This window comes from Xenorhabdus siamensis, assembly GCF_037996745.1.
GTDB classification, from domain to species: domain Bacteria; phylum Pseudomonadota; class Gammaproteobacteria; order Enterobacterales; family Enterobacteriaceae; genus Xenorhabdus; species Xenorhabdus indica.
The window spans coordinates 186,769-205,309 of record NZ_JBBMXE010000007.1 but is presented as its reverse complement, the minus strand read 5'-3'; the positions used below and the strand labels follow the sequence as shown (position 1 = coordinate 205,309).

Sequence of the window (18,541 nt, the reverse complement as noted above, 5' to 3'; positions counted from 1 at the left end):
TTCAAGTTACTTCTTTGTTAGCTGCATCTTGAAATCCATAGGGCATACACACGATATGACGCAGGATCTATTGGTTATCATTCGAGAACTGGAATTCAAGTTCCCCTTGTTCGAGTGATACTTGTAACCGGTTATATTGTTCATCCTGGGCGCTGGCAGAGAGCAGCCGTTGGCTGATTTGTGGCAATATGGTGTTAGTCAAGATAGCATCCACCGTACGACCACCTGATTCAACCTCAGTACAACGACTGACAATATTTTCAATCATAGCGTCATCAAATGTTGCAACAATGCCATGGTTCTCCAGTAAACGTTTTTGAATTCGTCCTAATTGTAAATGGACAATATTAGTCATCACTTCATCATTCAAGGAATAGTAGGGAATCACTAACAAACGCCCCAATAAAGCCGCAGGGAATGTGTCTAATAATGGTTTACGTAATGCAGAACTGAGCTGTTCCGGCTCTGGTACGCTATTATCTTGTTGGGTATGCTGGCGGCATAATGAACTGACTAAATCGGCTCCCACATTGGATGTCAGGATAATAATGGTATTACGAAAATCAATGTGTCGGCCTTCACCATCTTCCATCCAGCCTTTGTCGAATACCTGAAAGAAAATCTCATGAACATCAGGATGTGCTTTTTCGATTTCATCCAGCAATACAACACTGTAAGGACGACGGCGAACAGCTTCGGTTAATACACCTCCTTCACCATAGCCAACATAGCCGGGAGGGGCTCCTTTCAATGTTGATACGGTGTGTGCTTCCTGAAATTCGCTCATATTGATGGTAATGAGATTTTGCTCCCCACCATATAGTGTTTCAGCCAGAGCGAGTGCTGTTTCCGTTTTACCCACACCAGAAGGACCACATAATAGAAAAACGCCAACCGGTTTATTGGGATCATCTAATTTCGCTCGTGAAGTACGTACCCGTTTTGCGATTATTTCCAATGCGTGGTATTGACCAATCACCCGCTGACTGAGTGTATCAGCCAACTGCAATACGGCTTCAATTTCATCTTTCATCATGCGGCTTAGAGGAATACCGGTCCAATCTGACACAACAGCGGAAACAACGTTACTGTCTACTGCCGCAAAAATGAGAGGCTCTTCCCCCTGTAAAGTTTTCAATTGTTGTTGCAGATCAGTTAATTCGGTATGGAGAGTCGCGGTATCATCATTCTGGTCTTGATTCAATTGGATGCGTAATTGGATAATTTTATCTGTCAGGGAAAGTTCTTGTTGCCAGCGTGCTTCTAGCTGTGCTTTTTGTTCTGCCAGAGTGGCGAGTTGATTGAAGATATTTTCTGTTCGCTGAGAGTCACCTATACCTACTTTTGCTTCTCGCTCCACAATTTCCAGTTCAACATTCAGGGCATCTATCTGATGACGGCAGTTTTCTAGCTGAGGAGGTTCTGCATGTTGGCTGACAGCAACTCTGGCACAAGCTGTGTCCAGTAATGCGATGGCTTTGTCTGGTAACTGACGGGCAGGGATGTAGCGGTGGGAGAGATGCACTGCTGCTTCGATTGCCTCATCTAATAAAAGAATACGGTGGTGTTTTTCCAGTGTATTGACCAGACTACGTAGCATTATCAGAGCTTTGGTTTCGTCAGGTTCATGAACCTGAACAACCTGAAAACGACGAGTCAAGGCAGGATCTTTTTCGATATATTTTTTATATTCTGACCAGGTTGTAGCACCCAGTGTACGTAATTGACCTCTCGCTAAGGCAGGTTTTAATAAGTTGGCGGCATCACCTGTTCCTTGTTGTCCACCGGCACCAATCAAAGTATGGATTTCATCAATAAACAAAATGATGGGGGTTGGACTGGATTGCACTTCTTCAATCACTTTTCGCAGACGGGATTCGAATTCTCCTTTAACACCCGCCCCTGCTTGTAACATGCCAATATCTAACAACCAAAGCTGAACATTCCGTAAAGGAGGAGGAACTTCGTCTGCGACAATCCTCAGTGCTAACCCTTCAATTACCGCAGTCTTACCGACACCCGCTTCACCTGTCAGTAATGGGTTATTTTGACGGCGGCGCATCAGGATATCAATGATCTGGCGGATTTCTTCATCACGTCCAGACACCGGGTCAATCTCACCATTACGGGCCCGCGCCGTTAATTCCTGACCATATTGCTGTAGCGCTGAGCCTGTTGCAGTTTGTGTTGTTGCTCCTTGTGTACCTGTTGATGATGTTGTGATCTCCTGGGCTTCATCACTGCCGTCAAATATTGCGTGAAAATTATCGATCAGGACATCTGTATTAATGCGATCAAACAGGGGAGAAATGGCTTTCAGTGCATTGCGTAGATTGAAAGTTTTCAATATGCCTATCAGTAAATGGGCACTGCGAATTTGATTAACACCGAATTTCAGTGAACCATAAACCCAAGCCCGCTCAACGGCACTGTCAATATGTTCTGAGAGGTCAGAGATAGCGCTGGCACCACGTGGCAGGCGATCCAGCGCTGTAACAATGTCTTTGGTCAACGCAGATTCATCCAGATCGAAGTGGTGGAGAAGTTTCTGTAAATCACAGTTTTGTTGCTGCATGATTTGATGTAGCCAATGCACTAACTCAACGTAAGGATTCCCCCGCAACTTGCAAAAAGCAGTGGCACCTTCTAACGATGTGAATAATGTGCGGTTAAGCTTACCAAATAGTACGGAGCGGCTGATTTCTGACATAACGTGTAATCCGTGGTGTTATCGTTGATAGTGTCTTGTAGAGAGTGATTACATTGTTGCTTAGTGGAATTGTTGCTTGGTGGAATGTTATTTAAAGAAATATTATTTAGTGGAGTTGTTAATCAGTGAAATTATGGATTATAAATTAAGTCACCACAATGGGATTTCTGTTCAATGTTGCCAAGCCAGCTACTTAATCCTAATTTTACGGGCTCTGACAGGTGAATACCTTTTATATCGGCTCGATCAAGTATCAGGCGAATATCCCATGCGTATTCGATCCCGAAATATTGATATACCCAATCACGTAGCTGTAGTGACTTTGGTTGGTTTGGTAAAAATGCTTCATACTCAGCCAGGGTTAACGGGCCGAGTTCAAGGCGGAATTTATATTGAACATCATATAATGCTGTTCCCAAAAAGGCCGATTCACCTAAACGAGGCATATTGCGTCCGGCTTTTAACCGTGCCTGATCCTGAGCTTCAATTTTCAACCATTGGGGAATATTTTGTATAACTCTTAACGGAATATTGAAGTAACTGAATAATATTTTTGCCAACCCTTCCGCGCCATGTCCCTGCCGGGATAAGTGGCCTGATAACAAATAGCGGGCGTGTTCGCTAATTGAATCTGATTGTTGTTGAGCAGGTAACCCCATACCAATCAGACAAGCAAGATAATGACAGAAGCGTTGGTTATCCTGACGATCAAGCGATACTGTTGATTGGGAATTCGCCCAAGCGCGATAGAACAGTAGTATTAGCCGATGGTGAAATAAATTAGCAAATGCGTTCAGTGTTGGATCTTGATAGTTATATTGTCGCGCATAAGTATATTCAGTGATATGGAGCGGCAATGGCCCATTTGGGCCGAACAAGCCAAAACTGTAAATCAGTATGTCATACAGTTTTGAGTTTTCGCGTTTTTGGGCTTCAGCAATGGTCGATGGGGCAAATATCATTGATGCTTTTTGACCTAGCCGTAGCAGGTCATATCGTGGTAATGGGGCTGAACCTAGCATATAGTACTCCCCGGACTGGGCGTCTATTCGGCGGAGGGTTTGAAATAGATCGAATTGCCACGGTGTCTGGGTGAGTTGTTGCCAAAAATTATCCGGCAGGTGACATATGCGATGTATGGAAATGGCACTTGTTTCGCTCATATTCATTTTTGTCTGTAATTACCGGCTATATCAGTTTCTTTTTTCCCATCCGGGCCGGCCAAAAACCGATTTTGCCACGTTGCTGGCTATAGAGAGTCATTTCAGTAAAAGAGTTCATGGTGACCAGACGCGAGAATAGTTTTTCCAGAACACTTCCCAGTAACCAGGGGCTGTTTCCGGCAAATTCCTGTTCATCCACTTCCAGTTCAATGCTGACTCCGCGGGCAAAAACGATTGGGCCGGGTTCAGGAACCCTCCGATAAATCGTTTTTAATGAACAATGGCGAATACCATTAATTTGACGGGTGATAGCTGGCTCTGAAAGATTGGCATACAGACTGAGTAATTGCCGTAATGCCTGAGTCCCTTGTTCATCATCTTTATCCATAAAATTCAGATAATTGAGATGAAGATGACTGATTAATTTCCAGGATATTGAGCCTTGTGCTAAGGCAGGGCGTGGTATGGTTGGTCTTTTAAGAAACACAATCTGGTTGATGGGGATAGAATCCAGCATAACGAAGTTATCAAGATCTTGTTGACGCAACATTGCAGATAAATCGCGGTTGGTGCACATAACATCGGCAGTCAGGAACTTGAGTTCGTTCGACCAAGGGGAATGTTGTTCATCAACAATAGAAACAAAGGATTCTGTACCAACATAACTGGTTCGGGTGCCGTAATGATGGGCATGTTCAGATAAAATGCGGGGATCACGGCGCACAGAAAAATAGGCACCATAATTGTTTTTATCATCACTGAAAGTAGACCAGAAGGGTCTGAAAATCTGTGTTTCTCTGTGTTTAATATCTGCACCATACAGATGTTTTACAGAAAAGATTTCATAATCCAGAGGCCGGACATTATCGACAACTAAATGGTACTCATTAGTACTTTCTTTTACCGAGGCACGTTCAGTCAACTTAGGGAATAAATTAATGACAGGTGTACTATTGAGGGCTAAATAAGAGGCATCAACCAGATGCTCCAAATCCGTGTCTATTTTGTCCAAAAGTAGGATCAGTTCAAACTCACTCTCTTTTTGCGTTTTTTCTAACAGAGATTGCATGCCACTAATACTGAAAAACTGGAAACGTGCTGGAAAAGCAAAATATTCCTGGATCTGACGATAGCCACTGAAAGTACGTGGATCATTAGGTAATAATGACTGATCATCATCAAACCCTTCATGATGTGGAGAAATATCAGGTAAAACCTGATATTGGGGAGTATCACCAAGGGTCTGACATACCATGCCGACGCAATGCTCCATGAGTAATTCTAACAATTGTTGGGATTGAATATCCGGCCCTGAAAGAAAGAAGACCAGTTTGTTGAGAGCCAGTTCGTTGAGGAAAAATTTTCCTTTGCAGGAGAGATGAATGCGCAGTGCACTGACAGCACCGGATTGGTGAAGATTTAAAGTTGCTAGAGGAATGTTGGCAGGGAGCTTACCCAGTTCAACTTTCTGCAAATTTAATGGTTGCAAAATAACGTCTTGTGCTGTGCTGTACTGGAATGTGATGCCATCTTTTTTCAATGTCTGACAGTGCATGAGCGTCCCACGTGGCACTAAAAACCCATGGCTGATATCCCCTTTGCTGGTATCAGGCTGGAGTTCGACGATTGTCATTGATGGAGTAGGGGCCAGATAATTAGGGTAGAGCATCTCCAGTAATTGTTGGGAAAAATTCGGAAATTCAGCATCCATTTTTAGCTGAATACGGGAAGTCAGAAAAGCAAAACCTTCCATAAGTCGTTCAACATAAGGGTCAGCAACATCAATACCATGCATACCCAGTCGGTTGGCGACTTTTGGATAACGTTCGGCAAATTCTTTGCCCATCTCACGTAAATAGACTAGTTCACGATTGTAATATTCAAGTAGTTTGTTATCCATGTATCCGTATCCTCTCGTATCTGTTTTTATCCTGCTTCTTTGATAGTGAAATAACCGTTTTCCAGGTCAATATCACTACGGAACAGGAATTCGAGTGGCCAGGGAACACACCACAAAAAACCTTTAATTTCAATGGATAATGTATTGTATAGATTCAGGGAATTAGTATCGGAAACACAACGCACTTCAAGTTCATCAGCAATAATGCGTGGTTCAAACACATGTATAGCCTTAATGATTTTGTGTTGGATATCTTCCCACTCTATTTCAGACATGCGTTTACCCGCCAGGGGTTCTAGCCCAAAGTTATAAACAGAACGGCGTATTTCTGGATACAGGGTAAGATCTTGCTCGGATTCACAGTTGATGCTATTGAGCAACCACTGTAAATCCCGCAGAACATTTTGTCGTAATGTACTGTGTGATATCAGATAGTTACTGATTGCCTCTTTTTTCTTATCGGGGTCGTTATCAGTGAGCCTATCCAGCAAGGAAGGCTGCATTCTGTCTCTGGCAGTGATACGCTTGGCATTACTCCGACTATGATAACCACCATGTATTAAAGTTATATTGTCATTCATGGAGTACCTATTAATCGTGGTGATAATGGGCAATAAGGGAAAGATTGCTGAGGCAAAGAACCTATTTTTAATTTGTCTATTTTTTTAGCTTGCTTTGAGAACTTTTATATTTATTGACCTCTTTTTCATAGGCTTGCAGGAAGTTTTCACCAAACAGAGCTGAATTTTGCTCAAATTCATTGGCTGTTTTTTGATAGTATTTGGTGAGAAATTCCCACAGTGATGTTTTGTAAGTTGACGATAAAGACAAACGTGGCATACCGCCTTCATCCCGTGCTTTCTGCTCAAGAATACCGGGATGGAAGAGTTGCAGGATATCTCTCGTAATGGCACGTACTCCCGCAATCATTCCTAATTGGTGTGCTTGTAATTCAATTAAAATATCGCGGGTCGCCTGCTCAATAGGCATAAATCCAGGCATATGATCACCAAACATCTGCACTAAAACAGATTGACCAGAAGGTAATAGCTTAAATGGATTATTGGCATCCAGTAGCATTTGAGTCATATCCGCATCAGCTTCTCGTTTCAGCATTGTGCGTGAAGCATTGAGTGCGACAATCCCTTGGGATAACTGGCTGATAAACAGGCCTAATTGATACATACGGTGTTCATCAAATTGTGGGTGGTGAAGACTTTTGAGTCCCATTCCCTCTAATAGTGACGCCAGTAATTTCCCCTCAAGTTTGATCCCGTCTGTTTGATGGGTATTGGAACTATAGCTTATTGGATCAATACCAAGCCGTTCATAAGCATGATTATCATGTGTGATATGCAGGGAATTATTAGCGTTACTCACTTGGTGCTTAACAGAGGGCTGGTGATTGGCGCTGGCCGGATAATCAGGATATTCATTTGAAGGAGCAAGGGGAAAAGGAAGAAAAATATTTTCTTTTGTTCTGGCTTCTTCTATATCTGTTTGACTTTTAGCTAAATCTTTACTGAGTTCCTTAGATATCTCTTCTGTTGTGAAGAGTGGAGGTAAAGAAGGTGGCTGAGCAATGGATTGTTTATCCTGAGCAGATATGGGCTGTGATATAGGCGCAAACTGAGAATCGGAAATTGTGGGGTTATCAGGTGATGTTAGTGGGACGGCATTATCTAACATCAAGTTTAGCGGGTCATCATTTTTGACGCGTTTCTGCTGTCTTATCGAATTGTCAGAAAATAATGCCAGTGGATCAATTTCTTTTTCTTTGTCGTCACTATGTTCAATTCTCTGGTCATCGTACTGGAATAATGTTGTGGGTGTATTGTTATTCAGAATATCTTCCTGTTGGAAGAGGGCATCTGAGTGGAACATAGTCACAGGATCTGTCGCCCGTAATTGTAGTGTCTCTAGATCGGTTGTGTTTTCAATTTGGGCTAATGGATTAATTGGGTTACGTTCATCGTTTTCCTGCTGTTGGGGGTTGAGTAGTGGGTTATTGTCATTTCCCTCTGATGTTGTCTGATGTCTGTTGGGGGAGGATGAAGTATCGGATGCAGTGAAAATCTGTTCCAGACCGTCCCAGATTTCATTGGGAATACCTGAGCAGTTGGTAGCCGATTGGGATTCCGTATTGATAACCCGAGTGGTTGCTTGCGAAGGCGCGCTTTTATTGATATCAACTGCCTGAATCTGATAATCGCCGATATTCAATACATCACCATCGCGGATTTCAACCTGACGATCCGGAGCCAATGGTATTGTGTTTAGTAACAGCTCAGATGCAGAGCCACGATTGGTAATCCGACACTCACCATCAGCAGAAATAGACACGATGGCTTGAAGCCGGGCAATAGCCTGCTCTTCATCGGGCAAAATCCAGTTATTGTCTTTGCTGCGACCGATAGTTCCCCCCGGAGGCGAAAAGTCATAACTCAATTGTGCGGGTTGATTTGTACCGGTGTTCTTAACAATGGTGAATCGCATAAGCGTAGATCCCTATTTTTTGATAAGGATAAGTTAGTAGAAATAACCTCCCTATTTCAGGGAGGTTATCGGGGTGGTCAATTGTGTAATTAGAGTGGCTTATTAGTGAAAGAATCCCATCCATAAGTGACTTCAGCGCCTTTTTTGCCTGTGAAGTCCAGAGGATAATAGCTTTCTTTATGTTTCTGGAAGACCAACCTAACAGTAGAAATATATTGATCAAATGAGAATCCAAGCGATGTGCTTGCTACCATAACATTCGTCATGACGATAGTATGCCAAAGTACATTTTCACCTCCTTGCCGCATGACTTCAATTTTAACTTCATTGATATGTTTACCTATCGTCAGATAATTAGACAAAGTGATACATGATTTATCAAAGAAGAGTCCTACAGTAATACCAGGAATTTCAACTATACCTGAACTCAATCCGCTCGACTGAGTATTAGTGGAAACAGAATTAGTCATTGTCAGTTCAAAAACATGGACGGCAGTCCAATTTTTATGGGCATCGTCACCTGATTCACCTTTAATGTCAGTAAAAGTAATATATGCGTTGTTAGACATAATCTTTGCCTTAATAGAGTTGAATGGGATGATTGAATCCAATGGATGTATATTGGAGTATGTATATACGTCTAGAAATACATGTGTATTGTTACTGGAAGCCCTCTGTGTGGGATGATTTCTGATTTTGCTTAGAGAAAATGACTTTTTAGTATCATGCTCCTTTTAGTGAGGGTAATTTTGAAACCAGACGTAGAGAAACGGTTAGTCCTTCCAATTGATAATGAGGACGCAGAAAAAACTTAGCTTGATAATATCCTGGGTTGCTCTCTATTTCTTCTACCTGAACCTCTGCGGCTGCCAGTGGCTTCTTCGCCTTAGTAAGCTGTGATGAATTGACCGGGTCACCGTCAACATAATGAGTGATCCATTCATTTAACCAACGTTCCATATCACTACGCTCCTGAAAAGTCCCAATTTTGTCGCGTACAATACATTTCAGGTAATGAGCAAAACGACAACAGGCAAATAAATAAGGCAGACGAGCGGAGAGGTTGGCATTTGCTGTAGCGTCAGGATCATAATATTCTGATGGTTTTTGCAGCGATTGGGCACCGATAAAGGCGGCCATATCGGTATTCTTACGGTGTAAAAGTGGAATAAAACCATTTTTAGCTAATTCAGCCTCACGACGATCGCTGATGGCAATCTCGGTAGGGCATTTCATATCCACACCGCCATCATCAGAGGGAAAAGTATAGCAAGGCAAATTTTCTACAATACCACCAGATTCCACACCGCGAATAGAGGTGCACCAGCCGTACAGTTTAAAGGAACGGTTGATATTGACCGCCATAGCATAAGCGGCATTTGCCCAGGTATAATTTTCATGAGTGGGGCCTTCGGTATTTTCCTCAAAATTGAAATTATCAATGGGATTAGTGAGAGCACCATAAGGTAAACGGGACAGAAAACGGGGCAATGCTAATCCGATGTAACGTACGTCTTCTGATTCGCGTAAACTACGCCAGGGGGCGTACTCCGTATTTTGGAAAATCTTAGTGAGATCACGAGGGTTAGCTAACTCCTGCCAGGATTTCATTTGCATAACACTTGGGGCAGCTCCTGAAATAAATGGACAGTGTGCTGCGGCGCTGATTTGTGCTAGCTGACGCAAAAGTTCAACATCTGGCGCGGTGTGGTCAAAATAGTAATCGCCTACCAAACAGCCGAAAGGTTCACCACCAAACTGACCGTATTCTGCTTCATAGATCTTCTTAAAGAGTGGGCTTTGGTCCCAACTGACGCCTTTGAAACGTTTTAGCGTGTTGCTTAGTTCTTTTTTGGAAAGGCACATCACACGGATTTTCAGCATTTCATCGGTTTCTGTGTTATTAACCAGATAATGCAGACCACGCCATGCGCCTTCCAGTGTCTGGAATTCATCATGATGCAGAATATGATTCATCTGTTGTGATATTTTGGTATCAATTTCAGCAATCAATGACTGGATAGTGCGGTAAGTATCGCCAGAGATGGTGACAGTATTTTCCAGTGCCTGCTGTGCCAGGGTTTTTACCGCATTTTCAACGGCATCACGTGTTTGATCACTTTGCGGACGGAATTCCTTACCGAGCAATACACTTAATTCATCAACCGTATATTCTTTCGGTGTCTGCTCTTGTTGAGCCAGGTTTTCTTGTTCAGTTGTACTCATCAATTACTCCTTATTTTCAGCACCTTCATCTGAAGCTGAAGTGCTATCTTCAGGTTTTGGCGCTTCCGCCAGTGATTTCAACAGAGCAGGATTTTGCAGTATTTCCGCAATCAGTTGTTCTGCACCACTTTTACCATCCATATAAGACAGTAAGTTTGCCAGTTGGGTACGAGCTTCCAACAGTTGAGCTAAAGGTTCTACCTTTTTAGCGATAGCATCAGGTTGAAAGTCTTCCATTTTTTCAAAAACTAACTCGACATTTAGTTTGCCATCATCTGTTAAGGTGTTATCAACCTGAAAAGCGGCTCGTGGCTTTATTGACTTCATGCGTTCGTCAAAGTTATCAATGTCAATTTCCAGAAATTTTCGATCGCTAACGTCTGGTAGGGCTTCTGTAGGTTTTCCTGCCAAATCAGCCATAACGCCCATGACAAATGGTAATTGGACAACTTTTTCTGAGCCATAAAGCTCCACATCGTATTCAATCTGAACTCGAGGAGCACGATTTCGGGCGATAAACTTTTGTCCACTGGATTTCATGACAATTTCTCCATTACTGGCTAAATAGGTAAGTTAAGAGATAAACGGGCGATATACCCTTCGTCTTGCAAGTTGCTTCTTTGCTGGTTGGATAAATACAAGAGATAACTAATTTGTATCAGTGTCAGAATTATCAGTATGGCCAAATATGATGGCGAGCTGATTTAATCCTTCTGGCGCAAGGTCATAGATAATATCGATAAAATCACGATCAATCAGGCGTTGAATACGGTCAATCATCATCGGAGCAGGGTGGCTTGGTTCGTGTGTCAGAAAATAGGTTTTCGCTTTTTCCAATAGCATGCGTGCTTCATCACGATTATTGATTTCCACTCCGTACCAATTCAATGAGGACAAACCAGCCGGAACTGCTGTATCTGTTGATGATTGCTCTATAGACGATGGGTCTATTGATGATCGCGTTGTTGCCTGCTTTATCACTGATGCAGATTTGGGTTCTCCTTTATTATCGGGCGTTATCGAAGTGGCAGTTGCGGGCCCACTTAATGCGCTAAATTCAATAACAGTATTCAGGTTTCTTAGGAATCGCGATAGTTCAGGCATATGGCCGGCGGATAAGTGCTGGCGAATAATATCAAGCAGAGCAGTAACCTGATCGCGAATGATGGCTAATGCTGATATTTCCGGGCTGTCAGTTTGCTGTTTTAACTCATCTTGCAGGCGGGTTCGCCCTCCGGTGTAACCACTAATTTCTGTTATCGAACCATCAAGCAGTGAGCAAACTTCCCGGAATGACAATTCTTGCGAAATACTTTTCAGCAGAATGGAATATTGCACTTTTATTGAGAGAGGGGCACCATCTTCAATATCTGCCAGTGCATTGAGGCGAAATAAGGGATCGTATTCACCATCAAATTCCAGTCTTGGCCATACCTCTTCCCAATAGTGCTCCAGTGTTTGCCGGAGTAGCGTCAGACCAGCGGCATAGCCACATATTCCCTGAGTTTCTACCCATGCATGCATGAGAGCGATGATAATACGCAGATCTTTGGTGCGGGACAGCAGTAGCGTTGTAGCTTGTTTTTCCACTTCTAACCAATCGGGTGGTTCCGCAGGGATAACAAAATCACCAAACTGTTGCTCTGCTTTTCCGATAATGCTTTGTTCTAGTAACAGAAATACATCATCGTATTCGAGGTTTTCCCCACAGGGAGACTCTTCACTGATTGGCGCAAGTAAAGCTTCAATATTCATGGTGTTTTCATACTCTTCAGGTTCGGGCAGGAGAAATCAGGCAGTTTAAATGGACTGAAAATACTATTTGGTGTGAACTCCAGTAAAACTGTATGCCCTTTGATATTAAACATTGCCTGTAAGCCAGCATCATCACTTTGAGTTGAATTTCCAGTTCTGTTTTGCCAAATACGCTTCGCTTGATCCAGCAATCGGTTCAGTGCCCAGGGGCCAGAAGTCGATAAGTTCGCCGTTGTGCCATTTTCTAAATTTAATTGAATGCGAGCCTGATTGGTTCCCGCAGAGCCCGGCCAGCTAATGAGCTGCGAAAATTGAGGGCCGTGACTATATTGCAGTCGTTGTCCATCAACATCCAGTACCATACTCAATATTTCATTATCCATACTGATTGGGCGAACCATGATATGAAATGACGGTGTGAGAGCTCCACTGGAAAAGAGAGTATCGCGAATAACCTGTGCCTGCTGGAAAGGTTTGAGTAATTTTTCTCCACCGGGTATAGGCTTACCATCTACCCCCGGCATAAATCGCCATCCTGGCTGAGTTGTATCAACCTTACCCACTAAATTTTTTTGGAAGAAACTGTCCATTAAACCTTTTCCGGGAGCAAACATCCGTGTCATGTCATCAGGTTTGATATCTTTGTACGCTTTAGGCATCAACGGATAACGATTGGCAATAGCCTGTTGGCAAAAACCCCCTATTTCTGCCCCAAGATGTTTGCCGACATTTTTCATATCGCTGATTTGTGTATCACTACTGGCTCCAATTGCCAGGGCAGAAATCATATCTCTGAATGGTATTGGCAGGCGTTCAGATGCCGTTTGTAGCTGGGTAATAATATTGTTGGGAGGAAAAGGCATACCTGTATTGACGGCATTTTGCACTGAAGCCAGATATTGATATAAGTCACCGATTTTTTTCAGTATATCGTCAAAAGGTATTTTTTTATTTTTTCCATCAGGGCTTTTTGCCAGCGCGGTAATTTGTGCAAAATGTTCTGCTAACACTTGCTCTGGTGACGGTTGGCCATTATCCGGCAAGATTTGTTTCGGAGCTAAATTTGTTAACTTATTGTTTATTAAATTATTGTTTGTTAATTGACTACTGACTTTACCTGTAGCCTTCTTCATAAGGCTGTTGAGTTGACTATTAGTCAGTGCGACATTTTTGCTGATATTGATTAGCAAGGTACGCATCGGTGAAGCCGAAGAAGAGAGCAAACGTGCTGTGCTGGCACGTTGATTTAATTCATTAATATTGTTCAAACGAATATCAGTCAGATATTTGTCCCATTGATAAATATAGTCATTGATATAAAACTGTCGGACAGATAATTCGAGATCTTTAACTGACTGTTTTCTCACATAAGAACCCAGTACCCAATTATCCTGTGAATTCAAAGTGACAAGAAAAGTCATGAGATCTTTCCCGATACTTCTTTTATAACCCGCAGGGGTGAACATGCCCGGTATGCCACTGGTTATTGGTGCTCCACTAATGCGTGAGAAAGCTAATTCAGCTTGAGGACCAGCAAGTGTGACTAAATTTACTGATGTTAAATTGGGGTCAAGTAACACATTGTGTTTCAGGATATTGTAGGCACGTTGTGCAGGGGGAATGCTGCCAATTAATGCTTGTTTCTGTTCAACCAGATAGTCATTACGAATATACGGCGATGTAACAACCTGATTATCCAGTAATTGGCTGAGATGCCCGTTAAGTTGTTGCAGTTGTGCCTGAGTTGTTTCTGGATCTAAGTGTGCTTTCAGATATTGCATCACCCAATTACGCAGAAACTCACCGTCATAGTGTTTGGGCTGATATAACATCTGATACGCTTTTAACGTATTGTAAGTTTCCTCTGTATTATTGTCGTTAGCATTGTGTAGTTGGCTGGTGATTAACTTTGTTATTTGTGGCAATAGTAGTGTTTGCAGTGCTTTCATATACAGAGTATGACTTGCATTACTGACTTGTTCACCACTATATAATCCCATGCGGTAAGATATTGGGGGATCATCCAGCGAAAAGTTCTGGCTTTTAGCGAGGTTGGCCAGACTGTTCAAAATCGGCAATAGATTATAGGTGTTATTTATCTCGTCGGTGTCATCATGATTTTTATTTAATTCAGTGCCCTGACGCAAAATGGTCGGAATTTTAGCCTGAACTTCCATCAGATAATTTTTATTATTGTTGTAACTGGTCAAAAATAAAGTGGTGACTAAGACCAGAATTGCTATTAATGCCATGTTGCCTAACCAATTAAGCAGGCGATTTTGGTATACCCACCAACGATTGTAGCTGGCGAGCCCTGCCTCCTGAAAAATACTGTCCAGTAAATTTTTCAGGAAATAAGTCTGGCGAGTCTGGGGTTGATATAAAATTCCTTTATCATCATTATTTCCCCATGACATTGAAATACTGTCATTGTCTGTTGGCAATTGGAAATTGTGGTTAAATTTATCCATGACACCATCAAATGGTTTCCCTTCCTGTGTTCCACTGGTGAAATAGAGTCCTCGTGGATAACTGGGGACTTCAAATCCTGATCTTGCGAATACAATTTCAAGATATTGCGCAATGCGTGGACGTAAAGCAGCAAATTCTTGTGGAAACAGATAACTCTCGGCACATTGCCGCGGATTAGACTCGTTTAAGAGAATATAGGGTAATTCTGCATCCAGTCGCAGTTGTAACTGGTTGTATTGTTCCTCAAATATCGAATTAATATTCCAGTCAGTTTTTTTGTCTTGTGGGAATGTTAACCCCCAAATTTGTTCACGTGATGCTTTATCAAAATGGGTAAAATAGGCGTTAAATCCTTTTAGTAAATCAGTCTTAGTAATGAAAATGTAAATAGGAAATTGGATCTTAAGTTTTTCACGTAATTCAGACAGGCGTCTGCGTAACATATAAGCGTGTTGATCACGGGCTTCTGTTGATGGATTCAGTAAGTCTTCCACACTGATAGTAAGGATGATCCCATTGATTGGTTGCCGTGTACGGTATTTTTTTAACAACCTGATAAAAGTTTGCCATTCTCTGTTGTTTGCTGCGTGTAGATTATTATCATGACTGGTATAGCGACCTGTGGTATCAAGCAGGACGGCTTTATTCGTAAACCACCAGTTACAGCTATTCATATCTCCCATGCTGTATAGAGCAGATTTCCCGAAATAGTCTAATAGTGGGAAATTCAGCCCGGAATTTGCCAGCGCTGTTGTTTTACCTGAATGTGGGGCACCAATAACGAGATACCAGGGTAATTGGTATAAATATTGACGGCTTAGCAGCCCCCTCCAGCCAGGTTTAGGTTTGCCGTTTAAACCGGAAAAATAGCCGGAAAAATAAGCTTTTCTCAATAATTTTACGGCGTCAGAAAAGCGTTCTGACAACGTGAGATATTGTTCATTGTGTTTTTTGTCCTGTTTCTGTTCTTTTTCATCGTCCTTAATGATATTCAATTGGTTAGCTAATTTTTTGTTAAGCCATGTCTGATATAGCAGGGGAATTAACTGACTTAAGAGCCAGGCTAAGAAAAGTGAAATAATGGTAAAGATTCGTACGAATTTTGATTCAAAAGGAACTGCGTTACCGACAGAAATAATGGGCCCTATGAACCAGATAATGACAGAAATTGCCGTTATACTGAGAAAACTCCACATTAATCTGCTGGTAAGGATAGAAAGGAGTACATTCAACATCTTAGTTTCCTTACTTTATTTGATCGGCTGGAGAAACTAACAGTGTGATTTCTACTCGTCTGTTTTTAGCCCGGTTACTGGGAGTATCATTAGGGACAAGAGGATCACTTGCGCCTCTTCCCTCAGTTTTAACTCGCTCAGGCTGATTCAGATAATGCTGAAGTTCTCTCTGGACAGATTTCGCTCTGGCCAGCGATAAAGAGTAGTTAGAGACGAAACGAGAATAGATAGGGATATTATCGGTATATCCGACGACTAAAATTTCACCTTTATAATGATTCATCGCTTCCGCAATATGCCTGATAACATCCAGATAACTGCTTCTGATTTGTGTTGAAGCTGATTTGAATAAACCGTCTCCTTTCAAGGTGATGATGCTTCTATCAGCCAGATCGGTTACAGTTAATAGCCCGGCTGAGATTTCATCCCGTAATCTGCTTTGTAGATTCAGCGTCGGAGGAACAGGTGGGGATATCCGATCATCAATGGTTACATTTGGCAGATTGGTCTGATAGAGAGATGATAAAACCGGGGTAGATATATCACTTAATCGCCAATTCAGGCCGATATACAAGATACAGCTCAGAAAACACAATAATGCTATACAAATCCACATAGGCAAAAAAGGTCTCCAGAGTTTGTTGGGTTTTATGATGACTTGTACATTGGGAGATAATTCGGCAGGATGATTGCCGCGGATTGAGCGAATTAACTGAAACAGGCGTTGTTTTAGCGTTTCTAACTGAGAACGTCCGTTGTCCATGATGCGATAACGTCCTTCAAATCCAAGTTGGAGACAAAAATTAATCAGCTCCAATAGAAATAAATTTTCTTTGGGATTTTGTGATAATTTAGCCAACAATTGGAAGAATTTTTCACCTCCCCAGGTTTCATTATGAAAAGTGACCAGTAATCCACTACCTGACCAAACACTGCGACTTCCCCAAGGTGTCAGTGCGGCGGCTTCGTCCAGTGCGGTACATAGACAGTAGCGTGCGCCAATAATGACTTCATAGGGTTGTTTGGCATGCTGACATGCGACTTCAAAACGTCGGATTTCATCAATCAATTTTTGACGTAAGCCCGCTGGATCAGGATGAACAGTTGTATGCCGGATTTGGGGAAGCGTATTCAGCAGAGGATTTGCAGCAGCAACCAGAGGATTATCATTGGCTTTACCAGAAAACCATGAATGCTCAATCTTCTGCATTTCTTGTCTTATCATAGGCGTCATTACCTCTATTTAGGCTGATCACGGACAGCCCAAAATTCCATATTTAAACCGGGGAACTCACCAGCCAAATGCAATGCAAAGCCACCCGATTTATCCATTTGTTTCCATAAATCCCCGTCTTTTTCCAGTTCAAAATAGATATATCCTGAGTGCCAAGGGATTTGTCTCGGCACGGATGGCAGAGCTCGTATTGAAATACCGGGTAATTGCAACTGAACCAGTTCTCGTATACGACCGACGGGGGCAATTTTCATTTGGGCCGGGAAATGACTCATTAATGTGTCATTGGCGATATCAGCGCAGACAGCCAGAATAAAGCTGAATGTATTGACCATACTGGCGTTGGGTAATGTGGCGATGTTCAAACCATGAGAATATTCTGTCAATGGGAGCTGGATGGCATGTTCTTCCAAAATGATTGACAACCCTTGACGCAACTGAAACATGAGTTGATTGAAACACAGTGTCAAATTGTTGTGATCATAGAGTGGAAAAATTTCTTCCGGCACTCGGTTTTGGGAAAACGTTGCCAATTCAGTGGCAAATTGCAGCCACTCACTAAATAGCCTCTCCGGATGCAGCAACGATATATTCCGTATGTGGTTGACCTGACCACTATAGCGATTAACCAGGGACAGCAGCAGGAAGTCCATGATTTCGGAATCATTGTGGCGTCCCAATTGTAACAAACGTTGACTTATCTGCTGGCGGCGTTGCTCTAATAACCCCTGGATGTCGGTGATAAATCCTACCACTTGTGGGCTGGCGTAACAGTTAAGCAGGGGAGGAATAAATTGTTGATCAAGATAGATTTTGTTATCGATGGTTCTATTTATGACATGTACAATGCTCAATGAAGTCCATTCTGGTGTCAGATCAGACTCCAGCATCAGGCGCAAGCGCATTTTGCCAAATTGTACAGCGGCACTCCCGACTGACATGGCATTAAAATCATTCACTTCGGCTTCAAAGCTGACAAAACGTGCCAAAGAGTCTTTTTTTTCACTGAAAATGACTTCTTCTCTGCCCCGCCGAAAAAGAGGAACAGCGAGTACTACATTAACATCTGTCTGATTTTCAGTGAGTTGTAAAGGATCGGGGGCATGTGCACCGTCAAAACTGAATGGAGTTCCATCCGGAAAAATACCACTCGCTGAGGAAAGCATGACTTTACCCTGATTGAGGAGTTCCTGATCCAGTTCGAGTGTCAGAAAACCCCAGTAATAGGACATTTGGGATTTTCCCCAGTCGCGGACATAAGCTTCCAGATAGTTTTCAGCCTGTTGGAAATGATGAGGGCGCAGAAACATGCCTTCTGTCCAAATGACTTTTTCTGATCTATTCATGATT

12 protein-coding genes are annotated in these 18,541 nt (G+C 42.4%); all 12 read right to left on the bottom strand.

Annotation, left to right across the window (positions count from 1 at the left end; all coding sequences use genetic code 11):
* Positions 1 to 67: 67 nt before the first annotated feature.
* The 12 genes from tssH to tssK all read right to left on the bottom strand — a co-directional run bounded on the left by tssH (position 68) and on the right by tssK (position 18,537).
* Positions 68 to 2,710, bottom strand: coding sequence for a type VI secretion system ATPase TssH (gene tssH / locus AAC852_RS07725; protein WP_340620535.1), 2,643 nt, complete (start codon positions 2,708 to 2,710; stop codon positions 68 to 70).
* Between the two features lie 131 nt (positions 2,711 to 2,841).
* On the bottom strand, positions 2,842 to 3,873 hold the full coding sequence (gene tssG / locus AAC852_RS07720; RefSeq protein WP_340620534.1) for a type VI secretion system baseplate subunit TssG: 1,032 nt from the start codon (positions 3,871 to 3,873) through the stop codon (positions 2,842 to 2,844).
* A 25-nt stretch (positions 3,874 to 3,898) separates the two neighbouring features.
* Entirely contained in the window at positions 3,899 to 5,773 is a 1,875-nt protein-coding gene (tssF, locus tag AAC852_RS07715) for a type VI secretion system baseplate subunit TssF (protein WP_340620533.1), read from the bottom strand.
* 26 nt (positions 5,774 to 5,799) lie between these two features.
* The gene (gene tssE / locus AAC852_RS07710; protein WP_340620532.1) at positions 5,800 to 6,354 is read right to left on the bottom strand and encodes a type VI secretion system baseplate subunit TssE; all 555 of its coding nucleotides are present in this window, start codon (positions 6,352 to 6,354) and stop codon (positions 5,800 to 5,802) included.
* A gap of 76 nt (positions 6,355 to 6,430) precedes the next feature.
* Positions 6,431 to 8,269, bottom strand: coding sequence for a type VI secretion system-associated FHA domain protein (locus AAC852_RS07705; RefSeq protein WP_340620531.1), 1,839 nt, complete (start codon positions 8,267 to 8,269; stop codon positions 6,431 to 6,433).
* A gap of 89 nt (positions 8,270 to 8,358) precedes the next feature.
* A complete protein-coding gene (locus AAC852_RS07700; protein ID WP_340620530.1) occupies positions 8,359 to 8,838 on the bottom strand; it encodes an Hcp family type VI secretion system effector in 480 nt (159 codons plus the stop codon).
* A 154-nt stretch (positions 8,839 to 8,992) separates the two neighbouring features.
* Complete coding sequence (gene tssC, locus AAC852_RS07695) at positions 8,993 to 10,495, bottom strand: type VI secretion system contractile sheath large subunit (protein WP_340620529.1); 1,503 nt, start codon at positions 10,493 to 10,495, stop codon at positions 8,993 to 8,995.
* Positions 10,496 to 10,498: 3 nt separating this feature from the next.
* Positions 10,499 to 11,035: a type VI secretion system contractile sheath small subunit gene (tssB, locus tag AAC852_RS07690; protein ID WP_340620528.1), complete on the bottom strand. Its 537-nt coding sequence runs from the start codon at positions 11,033 to 11,035 to the stop codon at positions 10,499 to 10,501.
* A 108-nt stretch (positions 11,036 to 11,143) separates the two neighbouring features.
* Complete coding sequence (gene tssA, locus AAC852_RS07685) at positions 11,144 to 12,250, bottom strand: type VI secretion system protein TssA (protein ID WP_340620527.1); 1,107 nt, start codon at positions 12,248 to 12,250, stop codon at positions 11,144 to 11,146.
* Positions 12,247 to 15,957 carry a type VI secretion system membrane subunit TssM gene (gene tssM, locus AAC852_RS07680; RefSeq protein WP_340620526.1) on the bottom strand — a complete coding sequence of 1,237 codons (3,711 nt, stop codon included), beginning with the start codon at positions 15,955 to 15,957 and terminating at the stop codon, positions 12,247 to 12,249. The genes tssA and tssM overlap by 4 nt, the downstream gene beginning before the upstream one ends.
* A gap of 10 nt (positions 15,958 to 15,967) precedes the next feature.
* A complete protein-coding gene (locus tag AAC852_RS07675) occupies positions 15,968 to 17,182 on the bottom strand; it encodes a DotU family type VI secretion system protein (RefSeq protein ID WP_340620525.1) in 1,215 nt (404 codons plus the stop codon).
* Positions 17,183 to 17,196: 14 nt separating this feature from the next.
* The gene (gene tssK / locus AAC852_RS07670) at positions 17,197 to 18,537 is read right to left on the bottom strand and encodes a type VI secretion system baseplate subunit TssK (protein ID WP_340620524.1); all 1,341 of its coding nucleotides are present in this window, start codon (positions 18,535 to 18,537) and stop codon (positions 17,197 to 17,199) included.
* Between the last annotated feature and the right edge of the window lie 4 nt (positions 18,538 to 18,541).

Coding starts and splice junctions, on each gene's coding strand:
- tssH (WP_340620535.1), bottom strand. CDS start 2,710: ATGTCAGAAATCAGCCGCTCCGTACTATTTGGTAAGCTTAACCGCACA.
- tssG (WP_340620534.1), bottom strand. CDS start 3,873: ATGAGCGAAACAAGTGCCATTTCCATACATCGCATATGTCACCTGCCG.
- tssF (WP_340620533.1), bottom strand. CDS start 5,773: ATGGATAACAAACTACTTGAATATTACAATCGTGAACTAGTCTATTTA.
- tssE (WP_340620532.1), bottom strand. CDS start 6,354: ATGAATGACAATATAACTTTAATACATGGTGGTTATCATAGTCGGAGT.
- AAC852_RS07705 (WP_340620531.1), bottom strand. CDS start 8,269: ATGCGATTCACCATTGTTAAGAACACCGGTACAAATCAACCCGCACAA.
- AAC852_RS07700 (WP_340620530.1), bottom strand. CDS start 8,838: ATGTCTAACAACGCATATATTACTTTTACTGACATTAAAGGTGAATCA.
- tssC (WP_340620529.1), bottom strand. CDS start 10,495: ATGAGTACAACTGAACAAGAAAACCTGGCTCAACAAGAGCAGACACCG.
- tssB (WP_340620528.1), bottom strand. CDS start 11,035: ATGAAATCCAGTGGACAAAAGTTTATCGCCCGAAATCGTGCTCCTCGA.
- tssA (WP_340620527.1), bottom strand. CDS start 12,250: ATGAATATTGAAGCTTTACTTGCGCCAATCAGTGAAGAGTCTCCCTGT.
- tssM (WP_340620526.1), bottom strand. CDS start 15,957: ATGTTGAATGTACTCCTTTCTATCCTTACCAGCAGATTAATGTGGAGT.
- AAC852_RS07675 (WP_340620525.1), bottom strand. CDS start 17,182: ATGATAAGACAAGAAATGCAGAAGATTGAGCATTCATGGTTTTCTGGT.
- tssK (WP_340620524.1), bottom strand. CDS start 18,537: ATGAATAGATCAGAAAAAGTCATTTGGACAGAAGGCATGTTTCTGCGC.